This window comes from Cobetia sp. PDI-12MA, from assembly GCF_059507695.1.
Genome location: NZ_CM183351.1, coordinates 2506700 through 2519004 on the forward strand (window position 1 = coordinate 2506700; position 12305 = coordinate 2519004).

Consider the following 12305-nt stretch of genomic DNA (forward strand, 5'->3'; position numbering starts at 1 on the left):
TCTGACATGACATCCCCGACACACGAGTCACCCTCAGCACCACTGCATACCCCCACAGCCAGACCCGGCGGTGAGCCATCCGGGACGCCCGCGCGCCCGGCCAGCTGGCTCAGTAAGATCGGCTGGCTAGTGCTGATCTGGGGAGGCAGCGTAAGCGCGCTGGGCCTCGTCTCTCTGGCACTGCGTCGCTTCATGCAGGCCGCGGGCCTTACGCCCTGAAAGCAGCGAAAGAAGACATCAAGTAGACACAAGAAAGACGCCGGAGCAGCAAATGCTCCGGCGTCTTTCTTGTTGGTCTGGGGGCTTGGTGAACCGATTGGCCTGAATGACGAGTCAATGCAGGGCGCAAACGTGACGGGTCACTCCCTCCCCCCATCACGGCGACTTTAGACATCAGCCTCCAATGCGGCATAGGCGACCATCTCGACCAGCATCTCTTCGCGTGCAAACCCGGAGACGATGATGGCAGCCCGGTTGGGATAGGGCTCACGCACATATTCTGCATAGAGGCTATTCACTGTCGCCAGGTGCTCGCGATCAGTCACATAGATCAGTACCTGGGTCAGCGAGGAGGCGTCACCACCGGCGCATTCCAGGGTATGAATCAGATTATCCAGGGTCTGGCGGGTCTGAGCCGCAATTCCACCCTCCACGACATTGCCAGCGGCGTCGATTGGAATCTGCGCAGTGAACAGGATGCCATTGCCGACACTCGCCCATGACAGGGGCGCACGAGAGGCAAACAGATCAGTCTTGACGGGATGAACCATGGGTGATTCCTCGGAAATCTTTCGATAGGTGCACTCCATGACTCGCCGGCGCAAGAGCGGCGAATCATGGAATGTTGGGGCGTATTGAGAAGCGAGAGGTCAGTCGTTGTCGGTGATACCGGCGCCGGCACCACTGCGAGAACCTTCCGTTGCCTCGACCAGCAGGCGTGTCGAGAGCGCTTTCAGGCGTGACCAGAGTTCGTCATCCACCTCGATCCCTTCCTGCATGGCTCGTTGGCGACAGGCAAGCAGCTTCGACTCTTCATGACAGGCCAGCAGGTCAACGTCATAGTCGGAGCGAAGGGATGGCAGCAGATCGACATGGTTGGCCATCACCAGGGTGATGCCGTCATTGGGCTCATTCTCTTCTGGCACTTCACGCACGGCATAGACCCGTATCTCGGGGACCGAGCTGTTGGCCCTGAAACCCACGACCTGCTCGATCATGGGGCAGCCGATCGCCTCATCCACATCCTGGGCGTTGCGCCAGAAGGCGGTAACATTCATGCCACGCCCCGCAAGACGCGCCAGATAGCCCATGATCAGCTGCCGATTGTGGCAATGCTGGATCTTGATGACAGCGAGGCCACGCGCACGGGCCTTGGCGAAACCGAGTTCCAACGCCAGCGATGAGCTCTTCAATACGCTGTGGCCGTGACTATCGAGTATCGCGAGGTCTCCATCGGCATAGACAATTTCCGGCGGACGCTCCTCGGTATCCTCCAGCAAGAAACGCAGTCCGCGATTGAGCGCCGCCAACCCTTCCAGCTCATAGAGCTGCATCCAGGCAACCATGTCGGCGGCATCACCGGCATCACCGTCTTCGAACCCCATCGCCTGAAAGGCCTTGCGACACAGTCCGTGAAGCTCGTTGTAGGAGACCTTCATGACATTCCTCCCACTGTCGTGGTGTTGCCCTGCCGAGGATCGGCAGTCATCTCTGGCCGCGTCGTGCTGGCAAGCTGCGGTGCCAGCGGGAAGCTCCAATCATCAAACGCGACAGGATCCTCTGGCTCGGCGTTGAGTTCCTCCACCAGCGGAGCCCCCTGGAAGAGCGTGATACGCACCCAACGATCAGACTTCGGGTCGAAACGGCTGGCACCGAAGAATGAGAGCTTGGTCCGCAACAGGTGCATGGGCTTCATGTCCCGCGCCCACAGGTTGGCGCGTATCTCGCCAAAGTTGGTGTTGGCCATGCTCTGAATGCGGCGCACGATATCCTTGTGACGTGGGCAATGGATGAGGAATTCCACCACCAAGGCACGAGGGTGGTCTTCCAAGTACTGACTGATCGCCGCATGGGTATCCGCGACGCGCGGGGCAATCGCCAGTTTCATTTCCTTGTCGGCGCCCGCCTCCCTGTCGCGGACTCCCAGACGAGGCTCCTCCTTCTCGACCGAGCGATACCAGAACCAGTGGCGATTCTCGGGAAGTGAAAAATCGAAGCGCAACGTCCAGTCGTAGTGCGTTTCGATCACCTGCTTGAGGTGAACCAGTGGCATGTCCGGGGTCAGCTCCAGACTTTCCTCCACCGCCATCAGGTCCTCATAGCGGTCGACGATGCTCGGGTACAGTTCCAGCAAGAGGGTATTCACCAGCTCCTGGGCTTCGAGCCCATGCTGCTGGTGGCTCCAGTCGATCAACTCCTGCCAGAGCTCCGGCGACAGCGGCACAAGCTCGAGCCAGGTCATCAGCTCAGGCAAGGACGCCACCGTGGCCTGGTTGCGCAAGGTCTGCTCGTGATCATCCGTGACCGTCTGGCGAAGATGGGTCTCGGCGCGCTTGAGGAGAGCCAGCAGACGTGAACGCTCCTGCTCTCCCGGCACCTGTGCCGTCACTTCGGCAAGCGCCAGTTCTCGGCTTTCCACCCAGCGCTGTACCAGCTGGGGATGATTGATCAGGAACGGCGCCATTCCGAGGCCAGTGGAGTTGCCAATGCCCAGATAACGCTTCAATGAGGTTGCCAGAGGTGCGGCGGTCTCGGGGGCCTGGGCACGGGCCATGTGCTCTATCTGCTGGATCGAGAAATGACGCAGCAGGTAGACGCCCAGCATCTGGGCAGAAAATGGCCGATGGAAATCCGCGTTGTCCTTGAGACGGTCATAATCCGCGATGCCGAACTTGCCATTGCCATAGACGGCCGTGGTTCGATACAGATAGCCGACCCGGGTCAGCCACTCAGGATCAGGTTGCTGGCCTGCACTCAGTGCCTCCAGGAAGCTTGCGAAGTTACGCAAGCTGCGATTGGCACGTGAAAGGACCAACAGTCTGGGATGCTGGCGCCCGGCTTCCTGCAACGGCACATTGGCCGCCATCTGCTCGAGAAGCGCATCATCCACATCACCTTCCACGACGCCGAAGGTGACATCCCAGGCTTCGGCGATGACGCGGTCAGAGCGTGCGGAATCCTCAAGCGCCTGAGAAAATATGACGCCGTGATAGCGCTTGCTCGGCGTCTGCAGGCAGTAGATCGCCACACCGTGACCGAGGGCATCCAGTTCGAAGCGGGTCGTGGTGATCTTCCATTTTTCAAGTGCCATCTGGCGCACCAGACTTCTCACGAAACTCAGGCGGCTGGCATGCAGACTGCCGAGGCGCTCCAGCTGCATCACATCGTCCGGTGCCCGTAGCCGTAGCCGCTGCTCGGTGGATGAGAGGCGTGCACCCTGGTAATTGCGCGACATATCAACGCTCTCCTTCGTGTTCCGGGGCCGGCATGGTGGGCCGCTGGCTGGTGATTCCCTGCGCACGTGCCATCGCGAAGGCGGATTGGGGGCCTGTCCACAATGAGGGCAGCAGCACCAGCGAGACAGGGATGGCGGTGATGACGATGAACTGCTGAAGCGCACTGATCTGACCGGCGCCCATATAGAGGAGTATCGCAGCCATCAACGCCATGCTGATGCCCCAGAAGGCACGCACCAGCGGGCTGGGGTCATCGTGCCCGGCACTGACGACGGCGATCGCGTAGCTCATCGAGTCACCGGTGGTGGCGACGAAGATGGTGGTCAGCGTCAGGATGGCAGCTGCCATTGCGGTCCCGCCCGGCAGTGCCTGCGCCACGGTGAGGGTCGCGACATCGAACTGGAAGTTGTTGAGCGCTTCGGTGAGGTCGATCACGCCGGTGAACTGATAGAAGATGCCCGCTCCGCCCAGTAGCGTGAACCAGACAGCGGTCGCCAGGGGCGCTAGTACGGCAACGGTCAGGATCATCTGGCGGATGGTTCTGCCCTTGGAAATGCGCGCCACGAAGATCGCCATCAGCGGGCCATAGCCGAGGAACCAGGCAAAGAAGAACACGGTCCACCACTGCATCCACCAGTCTGGAGCGCTCTGTGCCGTCATGGTCGACATGGTGAAGAACGAGCTCAGATACTCGCCAAAGCCCTGAGTGAAGGCATTGACCATGAACAGGGTCGGCCCGAAGACGAAGATCACCGCCGCCACGCCCAGCGCCAGGAAGACGTTGAAGCGCGACATGATCTGGATGCCCTTGTCGATGCCGGTCACGGCCGAGGTGACATAGATCACCCCGAGCACTACCAGCACGCTCAGCTGCGTCGAATAGTCATTGGTCACGCCAAAGAGTTCATGCAGGCCGAAGCTGACCTGGGTGGCCAGAAAACCGATCGGGCCCACCGTTCCCGCCACCACGGCGATGACGCACATGGCATCCACCACGCCCCCCAGCTTGCCCTTCATGATCTTCTCGCCGAAGACGGGATACAGCAGCGTTCTCGGCTGCAGGGGCTGGCCCTTGTCGTAATGGGCATGCGCCAGCACGATGGCGGTCAGGCTGCCCAGGATGGCCCAGGCAAGAAAGCCCCAGTGCATGAAGGATTGCGCCAGTGCAGGCGCGATGGCGTTCGCAGTGCCCGGTTCGGTATCAAAGGCAGGCGGCGTCACCAGGAAGTGGTACACCGGTTCGCCGGCAGCGAAGAAGACCCCGCCTCCCGCCAGCAAGGTGCACATGATGATCGACACCCACTTGAAGGTGGATAGCTCAGGCGTTCGTGTGCCACCGATACGGGCACTGGCCGCAGGCGTTGCGGTCAGCCCCAGGGCAATGAAGAAGGTAAGCAGCAACAGAATCTGGAAGTAGCTGCCCAGTGTTCTGGCGGTCCAGGCAAAGCCGGCACTGATGGCTTGCGCAACCCCTTCAAGATCAAACAGGGACAGGCCGACGAACAGCAGTATGAAGCCGATGCTGCAGGTCAGAACGACAGGGTCACCAAAGCGGTACTGACCTTGTGGTAACGCATCCGACGTGGCAGACGTCGTGGTCTTGCGAGATGAAGTCATGTGGCATTCCTCTGACGAGCTCTCGTCATTGGCAGGCATTTATTATGGTTGTTGGTTGCCGAGCGATACCCTGAGGATTCCTGGCTCGGCACAGGTGCCATGGCATAGCGTTACGTTGATCAGGCAGGCGCGGTCTCCTTACGGGTCGCGGCGCGCTTGAGGAGCGCGACCCAGTTCTTGCCCATGATGCCGGCCACTTCGTCCTCGGACATGCCGACCTTGCGCAAACCGGCAATCAGGTTGGGGAAGTCACGACTGTCTCGCAGCCAGGACAGCGGACGCGGCCAGTCAGCGTTGTTGGCACTGCCTTCACCGTAATCCATGTCCTTGGACCAGCGACCATTGCGCATCCACTCCAGAATGGACACCGGCTGGTTCTGGCACAGGTCGGTACCGATCCCCAGGTGCTCGATGCCCATCAGGTCTGCGGTTCTGGCGATCATTTCGCAGTATTCGGTCAGGGTACAGTCGGAGCCATTGCGCAGATGGAAGGGATACGCCGAGAACCCCAACAGCCCATCACTCTCCGCGATGGCCTTGAGCACCTTGTCGGACTTGTTGCGCTTTGCCGGATGGAAGCTTTCCGGGTTGGCATGGGAAATGATCACGGGGCGCTCGGATATCTCTATCGCCTCGAGCGTGGAGCGCTCTGCGCTGTGTGACATGTCGATGACCATGCCGACGCGATTCATCTCACGGATCACCTGGCGTCCGAAGCGAGTGATCCCGCTGTCTTCCGCCTCATAACACCCGCAGGCCAGCAGACTCTGGTTGTTGTAGGTCAGCTGCATGATCATCAACCCGAGATCACGCATCACCTCGACCATGTCGATATCATCCTCGATGGGCGAGCAGTTCTGCGCCCCCAGAATGATGCCGACACGCCCGCTGGCCTGCGCAACCGCGATGTCCTGCGGCACATGCACGGGCATGATCAGATCAGGCCAAGCCTCGAAACGGCGATTCCACTCGCCAAGACGCGACAAGGTCTCTCGCGTCGTCTCGTGGTACACAAGGGTGGCGTGCACGGCGTCCAGCCCGCCTTCACGCATCTGTTCAAATATCTCGCGTGACCAGTTGGAATACTGCAGGCCATCGATCGTCAGCATTGTCTTTGACATGGGGCCTCCTCACGCCTTGATGTAGCAGGTCTTCACGATGGTGTAGAACTCGCGCGCGTATCGCCCCTGCTCACGAGGCCCGAAGCTTGAAGCCTTACGTCCGCCAAAGGGCACGTGGTAATCCGTCCCCGCAGTCGGCAGATTGACCATCACGCAGCCGGTCTCGGCACGCGCCTTGAAGCTGCTGGCCAGTTTCAGGGAGTTGGTGATGATGCCCGCCGTGAGCCCGAAGTGTGTGTCATTGAGCACACTGATGGCCTCTTCTGCGTCGCTCACCTTGATGACACAGGCGATGGGACCGAAGATCTCCTCGCGATTGATGGCCATGTCGTTGCTGGTATTTACCAGCAGCGCCGGGCTCATGAAGTAACCCTCGGTGGCGCACTCCACACGCTCGCCGCCGCAGACCAACGTTGCCCCCTCTTGCTGTGCGCGCTGCACCCAGGACAGATTGGACTCGAGCTGTCTGGCATCGACGGCCGGCCCCATGTGAACGCCCTCTTCCAATGCGTGGCCGACGCGTACCTGAGACAGTCGCTGAGTCAGCTTTTCCACGAACTCGTCATGGACTGATTCCATCACGATCAGCCGCGAAGATGCCGTGCATTTCTGACCAGTGCCTGAGTAGGCACCATTGAAGGCTGCCTCGACGGCCAGCTCCATGTCGGCATCATCGGCGATGATCAGGGCGTTCTTGGAGCCCATTTCCAACTGGCACTTGACCAGATTGGCAGCAGTGGCCGCTGCCACTCGGCGCCCCACTTCCAGAGAGCCAGTGAAGGACAGGGCATGAATATCAGGGCTGGAGATCAGTTCATCCCCGATGCTGCTGCCCGGGCCCATCACCAGATTGAAAGTGCCTGCCGGGAGTGACTGGCGATGAATGATTTCGGTCAGCGCCCATGCGCTCGCAGGAACCAGATTGGCCGGTTTGAAGACGACCGCGTTGCCGAAGGCCAGCGCAGGCGCAATCTTCCAGACCGCTGTCGCCATCGGGAAATTCCAGGGGCTGATCACACCGACGACACCAACGGGCTCTCGGCGGACCTCGACCTCGACACCAGGGCGCACAGAGTCTGCGCGTTCATCAATCTGGCGCAGCACTTCAGCGCCGTAGTAATGGAAGAACTGCCCGGAGCGATGTACCTCACCCACTCCCTCCGCCAGGGTCTTGCCCTCTTCACGCGCCAGCAACTCACCCAGCTCCGTCTTGCGGGCGATCAGCTCATCGCCAATGGCCATCAACACGGAATAACGTTGCTCGAGGCCTGACTGTGCCCATTGTGCCTGGCCACGCTTGGCCGCCCGGATGGCACCGGCGACCTGATCGACACTGGCCTGCGCATAATGGCCGATGACATCACGGGTATCGGACGGATTGAGATTGGCGATGCTGCCCTGACCTGCGACCCACTGACCATCGATGTAGAGATCGTGAACAGCGGCGTGAGTGGCGGTAGTGGTGTGGTGTGACATGTGAACCTCCTTGAACGCGGTGACAACAGACTAGGAGGACCAGAGGGATAAAGATAATCAATAATAAATACCCTATGATAAATTTCCCTTACCACTTTGAAGAGGTTCGACGCGATGGTCGCAGAGCTGAAGATCACACCGCTGCGCTATGTCCTGGCAGTGGTGGATCACGGTGGTTTTCACGCAGCCTCTCGTTATCTGCATCGCACGCAACCGGCCCTGTCGATGGCCATCCGCGAGCTGGAAAACCGCCTGGGGGAGGCACTGTTCGAGAAGGGTGCCAAGGCGACTCTGACACCCTATGGCAGCTATTGCGTGCCGCGCTTTCGGGAGCTGATCAATCAGCATGATCGTCTGAGCCGGGAACTACAGGCGCGTGCCGCCAAAGAGGCAGGCCAACTGGACATGGCAGTGGTGCCGTCAGTGGCCAGCCGACTGATGCCGAAATTGCTCTCCGAGTTCGTCAGTCGCTATCCGGGGATTAAGGTCGGCCTCCACGATGGCAACGCCGATTTTGTTCGCGAGCAGGTCATCAGCGGTCAGGTCGACATCGGCATCACCAGCCTGTGGGGATTGGAGGAAGAATTGCTCTTTCATCCGTTGTTTCATGACGAAGTCGGTGTGGTCTGCCGTGACGATCACCCCCTGGCCGAGCGCCAGACTCTGACATGGCAAGCACTGGAGACAGAATCCCTGATCGGCAATGGCACCTCTCGGCTGTTGCAAGGCACGGCGGCCGAGTCACTGCTCGAGATGCATGCCTTGTATATCTCCAACATGATTTCGCTGACAGCCACGCTGGTCGCCGGGATGGGGATCACGACGCTGCCCCGCCTGGCGTTTCCGCAGGAATATGAACGCCTGCGGTTCATCGAACTCGCCGAACCGCGAGTCAGTCGCGAAGTGGGCCTGATTCGCCGCAAGGGCGCCAGCTTGTCGCCGGCGGCGCAGGCCATGGAGAGCTTCATCATTGAAAGCCTCGGCGCCAAACAATGAGTCCTTCATGGCCCGTCGCCTGCGCCTTGGCCTGCGCCATTCGATGGTGACCCTGTCGCCCATGGGATGTCGGCCCGGGTGGCGGCCGTGCGAAGATAGCGCTTTGAAACGCCCAAGGCGCGTTACCCCCGCCAGGTTTTGACAGGAGGCATGCGTGTATTCGATTCGTCTGTGGGCCGCACGTCACGCGCGACTGCTGGAGCTCACCTATCAGGCCGTTGAGCCGGTGATCATCAAACTGCAGCCGCTGTGGAAGTCCGTCGGTTACGCACGCGCCGAGAAGCCCGTCGCCAGGCTGGAGCAAGCCTGCAAGGGCTTGCTGTTTGATTGCCAGATGTGTGGCCAGTGCATCCTGAGTTCGACCGGCATGTCCTGCTCAATGAACTGCCCCAAGCACCTGCGCAACGGCCCCTGCGGCGGTGTCATGCAGAATGGCAACTGTGAAGTCAAACCGGACACACGCTGCGTCTGGGTGGAAGCCTGGGAAGGCAGCCAGCGGATGAAGGATAGCGACGCGATCCAGATCGTGCAGTTGCCGGTGGACCACCGCCTGCAGGGCACCTCATCCTGGCTGCGCGTGGCCCGGCAAGCCGCTGAGCGTCGAGAGAGCCTGAAATGACCTCCAGACTCACTATCCCGAACAGTTCCCAGCTGCCACCTGCCGAGGACGCTGGCAACGTCGGTCACCTGGAGCGAGTGCTTAGAAGCGGTCAGTTTGCCGTCACCGCCGAGCTGGCGCCGCCCGACTCGGCCGATCCAGAGGAGGTGCATGCGCGCGCGCAACTGTTTGCCGGCCATGTGGATGCCATGAACGCCACCGATGGCTCGGGCGCCAACTGTCATATGTCGAGCGTGGCGATGTGTACCCTGCTGGCCCGCGAAGGCCATGAGACGGTGATGCAGATCTCGTGTCGTGACAGAAACCGCATCGCCATCCAGGGCGATGTGCTGGGGGCCGCGGCGTTGGGCATTCGCAACCTGCTGTGTCTGACCGGCGATGGCGTGCAGGTCGGGGATCACCCCGAGGCCAAGCCGGTGTTCGATCTCGACTCCCTGTCGCTGCTGGAAATCGTCGCCGGATTGCGTGACAAGCACGCCTTTGCCAGCGGCCGGACACTGACCTCAGCGCCCCAGGTATTTCTGGGCGCAGCCGCCAACCCCTTCGCCCCGCCCTTCGCGTTTCGCCCTCATCGTCTGGCCAAGAAAATCGCCGCCGGGGCTCAGTTCATCCAAACACAGTACTGTTTCGACCTGCCACGCTTTCAGGACTTCATGCATCGTGCCCGTGATTTGGGGCTGGTAGAGAAGTGCTTCATTCTACCCGGCGTCGGCCCGCTTGCCTCGGCACGCACCGCCGAGTGGATGCGCCACCATGTTCCTGGCGTGCATATCCCGGATGACGTACTCAAGCGCTTGAAAGGAGCCAGGGATCAGAAGGCGGAAGGACGGGATATCTGCATCGAAATGATCCAGCAATTACGTGAGATCGAAGGCGTGAGCGGCGTGCATATCATGGCGCATCGCCAGGAGGCCTTCGTGCCCGAGATCGTGAAGCGCGCGGGCATTCTAGGAGCGCGTAAATCATAAATACCCGAACCTCGCCCAACCCCTTCTCCATAACCCGCTAGCCTGTGATTGATAGCGTCAAACTTCAGGAAGCAATTACAGGGTGATGACCAACAACAAGATTGATATCCGCTCGGGCACCCTTGTCGATATCGCGTCCAGCGAGGCTGGTGGCGGCGTTCGTGTTCTTCTGTCTGATGCCTGTTCAGGTTTTGGCTTATGGCCAGTACTACCTCAGGAAGCCGACAAACGATACGAGATGCTGTCAAATGAATCATCTGATACCCTGAAGAGGTATCAAATGAAGTCACGGGAGAGAGCTATGCAAGCCGCTATTAAAGAGTATCGCCCAAAACCAGCCGCTCGGAAGGACGACTTCTGGAGGGCTCTGGGTCTCCCCTCGCGTGGAGCCAAGCTGCATGAAGCGCTGAGTGCCGGCATCTCGTACAAAGTCTATACCAAGCTCACCGAGGCCTCCGGGCTTGAGAGCAAGGAGCTGGCACGGTATGTGGTCATTCCTCCGGCAACCCTGAAGCGTCGTGCCGATACTGGCTACTTCAAACCTGCCGAGGGCGATCGGCTTTACCGTTTCGCTGAGATGTACAAGAGCGCGGTGGACCTGTTCGAAGGCGACAAGGCGAAGGCGAAAGAATGGTTGCTCAGCCCCGTGCGTGGGCTGGGGGGCCGTCGACCGGTCGAGATGGTGGCTACCACTGCTGGCGCCGAAGCCGTTCTAGATCTGATCGGCCGGCTTGAGCATGGCGTCTTTGCATGACTGTGGTGCGCGGTTATCGGCTCGTTAAGCGGAAGTGGCTAAAGACAGCCTTTGATGGGGAAGGGGCTCGGCTGTACGGCGGGCGCTGGAACAGCAAAGGTAAGGCCTGTGTGTACCTCGCGAGCACAGAGTCATTGGCCATGCTCGAGGTGATGGTTCACCTGGAAGACAATCAACTGCTGAAGGAGTATACGCTCCTAGAGGTAACATTCCGGGAAGAGGTGCTAATGCAGCTCCCGGAGGACGTTCTGCCAGCAGATTGGCGAGCTGAGCCGGCGCCACCCTCCACAGCCGAGATCGGTGACGACTGGCTTGAGGGACAGTCGAGCCTAGTTCTGGCGGTTCCAAGTGTGGTCGCGCCCCGAGAAACGAACTACCTCGTTAATCCAGAGCACCCCGCTTTTCTGGCTCTGGCCCAAAGTGCCGAAGAGGTCGATTTCACTCCAGATCGTCGACTGTAGTGCCCCCCCCTCAGTATCAGCGCTCCCCTTTGCACCGGGAAAGCCGTGTGTTGCTCTTTCTTTCTGTCAGGAGCGCTATTGCCTCGCTCCTTTGCCCTTCTGACACTGTATGCCTGCATAAAAGTCGAGAGTGAGACGCTGCCCTTCCAATATGATGACGCCACCCCTTGCGGAGTCGAAATGCTGGGGCAGTCGGCTAGCGATTCTTGCTATACCCTGCCGTTGATGGCTGGGGAGGTTCGGGCTGGGTTTCCATCCACGCGGATGCGGCGCTTGATCACGTATTGGGCCCCACCGAACACCTGATCCCTCACCCCAGCACCAGCGACTTCTGTCGAGCCAAGGCGACAGCATGTTGGGCCAATGGCATGGCCAGCGGCGTTGCTGTCGGGGAACCCCGAGCACCCGTCTATCGCGCTGCGTGGCGTAGAGCCCACGTAAAGCTCGAGACGATGTGGAGATGACGTGGTATCCAGATGCTGGTCCTTGAGTTTCCAAGGCGCTTGCAAGCCCAAACCAAGGGTCAGGATCTGAGTACCATCCATATCAATTCTCCAGTCTGTTCAGGCCCCATATCCTGGACCATTCCAGGGCACTAATTCCACACCTGGCGTCGAAGAGCCAAAATGCACGACACTTACTGAGTCAGGTAACCTTCGTTGAGGGGCAATCTTATCCATCACGTTTGAGTCTAGAAGTATTGAATCACTCCACACGCCATTACCTGCCGACAAGCCTCTCACGCCTAGCAGACTGGTAAACGCAACGCTGCGTCACACCAACTCTTTACCCTCTCCTCTCAAATGCAACCAATCATGATGTTATTCTAATATTGTAG

At 59.9% G+C, this 12305-nt stretch carries 12 protein-coding genes; 6 read left to right on the forward strand and 6 right to left on the reverse strand.

Annotation, left to right across the window (positions count from 1 at the left end):
* The first annotated feature begins 6 nt into the window (after nucleotides 1–6).
* Nucleotides 7–219 carry a DUF2474 domain-containing protein gene (locus AC5WNI_RS10700; RefSeq protein WP_024952509.1) on the forward strand — a complete coding sequence of 71 codons (213 nt, stop codon included), beginning with the start codon at nucleotides 7–9 and terminating at the stop codon, nucleotides 217–219.
* Between the two features lie 167 nt (nucleotides 220–386).
* On the opposite strand, the gene AC5WNI_RS10705 is transcribed toward AC5WNI_RS10700, so the two are convergent.
* The 6 genes from AC5WNI_RS10705 to AC5WNI_RS10730 all read right to left on the reverse strand — a co-directional run bounded on the left by AC5WNI_RS10705 (nucleotide 387) and on the right by AC5WNI_RS10730 (nucleotide 7669).
* Complete coding sequence (locus AC5WNI_RS10705; RefSeq protein WP_495928438.1) at nucleotides 387–770, reverse strand: RidA family protein; 384 nt, start codon at nucleotides 768–770, stop codon at nucleotides 387–389.
* Nucleotides 771–869: 99 nt separating this feature from the next.
* On the reverse strand, nucleotides 870–1658 hold the full coding sequence (locus AC5WNI_RS10710; protein ID WP_479398272.1) for a DUF3726 domain-containing protein: 789 nt from the start codon (nucleotides 1656–1658) through the stop codon (nucleotides 870–872).
* A complete protein-coding gene (locus AC5WNI_RS10715; RefSeq protein ID WP_495928439.1) occupies nucleotides 1655–3454 on the reverse strand; it encodes a hypothetical protein in 1800 nt (599 codons plus the stop codon). Before AC5WNI_RS10715 ends, AC5WNI_RS10710 begins: the two co-directional genes overlap by 4 nt.
* A gap of 1 nt (nucleotide 3455) precedes the next feature.
* Nucleotides 3456–5072: a BCCT family transporter gene (locus AC5WNI_RS10720; protein WP_495928440.1), complete on the reverse strand. Its 1617-nt coding sequence runs from the start codon at nucleotides 5070–5072 to the stop codon at nucleotides 3456–3458.
* A gap of 119 nt (nucleotides 5073–5191) precedes the next feature.
* The gene (locus tag AC5WNI_RS10725) at nucleotides 5192–6193 is read right to left on the reverse strand and encodes a dipeptidase (RefSeq protein ID WP_495928441.1); all 1002 of its coding nucleotides are present in this window, start codon (nucleotides 6191–6193) and stop codon (nucleotides 5192–5194) included.
* Between the two features lie 9 nt (nucleotides 6194–6202).
* A complete protein-coding gene (locus AC5WNI_RS10730; RefSeq protein WP_495928442.1) occupies nucleotides 6203–7669 on the reverse strand; it encodes an aldehyde dehydrogenase family protein in 1467 nt (488 codons plus the stop codon).
* Nucleotides 7670–7783: 114 nt separating this feature from the next.
* Here AC5WNI_RS10730 and AC5WNI_RS10735 point away from each other — a divergent pair, with 114 nt between their 5' ends.
* From AC5WNI_RS10735 to AC5WNI_RS10755, 5 genes are all read left to right on the forward strand, one after another.
* A complete protein-coding gene (locus tag AC5WNI_RS10735) occupies nucleotides 7784–8665 on the forward strand; it encodes a LysR family transcriptional regulator (protein WP_495928443.1) in 882 nt (293 codons plus the stop codon).
* Between the two features lie 154 nt (nucleotides 8666–8819).
* Entirely contained in the window at nucleotides 8820–9284 is a 465-nt protein-coding gene (locus AC5WNI_RS10740) for a methylenetetrahydrofolate reductase C-terminal domain-containing protein (protein ID WP_479398281.1), read from the forward strand.
* Complete coding sequence (locus tag AC5WNI_RS10745) at nucleotides 9281–10252, forward strand: methylenetetrahydrofolate reductase (RefSeq protein ID WP_495928444.1); 972 nt, start codon at nucleotides 9281–9283, stop codon at nucleotides 10250–10252. The genes AC5WNI_RS10740 and AC5WNI_RS10745 overlap by 4 nt, the downstream gene beginning before the upstream one ends.
* 85 nt (nucleotides 10253–10337) lie before the next feature.
* On the forward strand, nucleotides 10338–11006 hold the full coding sequence (locus tag AC5WNI_RS10750; protein WP_495928445.1) for an Xre family toxin-antitoxin system antitoxin: 669 nt from the start codon (nucleotides 10338–10340) through the stop codon (nucleotides 11004–11006).
* Nucleotides 11003–11467 (forward strand): RES family NAD+ phosphorylase, encoded by a 465-nt coding sequence (locus AC5WNI_RS10755; RefSeq protein ID WP_495928446.1) that lies wholly within the window; start codon nucleotides 11003–11005, stop codon nucleotides 11465–11467. The genes AC5WNI_RS10750 and AC5WNI_RS10755 overlap by 4 nt, the downstream gene beginning before the upstream one ends.
* The last annotated feature ends 838 nt before the right edge of the window (nucleotides 11468–12305 follow it).

Excerpts from the sequence above, each read along its gene's own strand:
- AC5WNI_RS10730 (WP_495928442.1), bottom strand. The coding sequence starts at position 7,669 with ATGTCACACCACACCACTACCGCCACTCACGCCGCTGTTCACGATCTC.
- AC5WNI_RS10755 (WP_495928446.1), top strand. The coding sequence starts at position 11,003 with ATGACTGTGGTGCGCGGTTATCGGCTCGTTAAGCGGAAGTGGCTAAAG.
- AC5WNI_RS10700 (WP_024952509.1), top strand. The coding sequence starts at position 7 with ATGACATCCCCGACACACGAGTCACCCTCAGCACCACTGCATACCCCC.
- AC5WNI_RS10710 (WP_479398272.1), bottom strand. The coding sequence starts at position 1,658 with ATGAAGGTCTCCTACAACGAGCTTCACGGACTGTGTCGCAAGGCCTTT.
- AC5WNI_RS10750 (WP_495928445.1), top strand. The coding sequence starts at position 10,338 with ATGACCAACAACAAGATTGATATCCGCTCGGGCACCCTTGTCGATATC.
- AC5WNI_RS10735 (WP_495928443.1), top strand. The coding sequence starts at position 7,784 with ATGGTCGCAGAGCTGAAGATCACACCGCTGCGCTATGTCCTGGCAGTG.
- AC5WNI_RS10745 (WP_495928444.1), top strand. The coding sequence starts at position 9,281 with ATGACCTCCAGACTCACTATCCCGAACAGTTCCCAGCTGCCACCTGCC.
- AC5WNI_RS10725 (WP_495928441.1), bottom strand. The coding sequence starts at position 6,193 with ATGTCAAAGACAATGCTGACGATCGATGGCCTGCAGTATTCCAACTGG.
- AC5WNI_RS10720 (WP_495928440.1), bottom strand. The coding sequence starts at position 5,072 with ATGACTTCATCTCGCAAGACCACGACGTCTGCCACGTCGGATGCGTTA.
- AC5WNI_RS10705 (WP_495928438.1), bottom strand. The coding sequence starts at position 770 with ATGGTTCATCCCGTCAAGACTGATCTGTTTGCCTCTCGTGCGCCCCTG.
- AC5WNI_RS10715 (WP_495928439.1), bottom strand. The coding sequence starts at position 3,454 with ATGTCGCGCAATTACCAGGGTGCACGCCTCTCATCCACCGAGCAGCGG.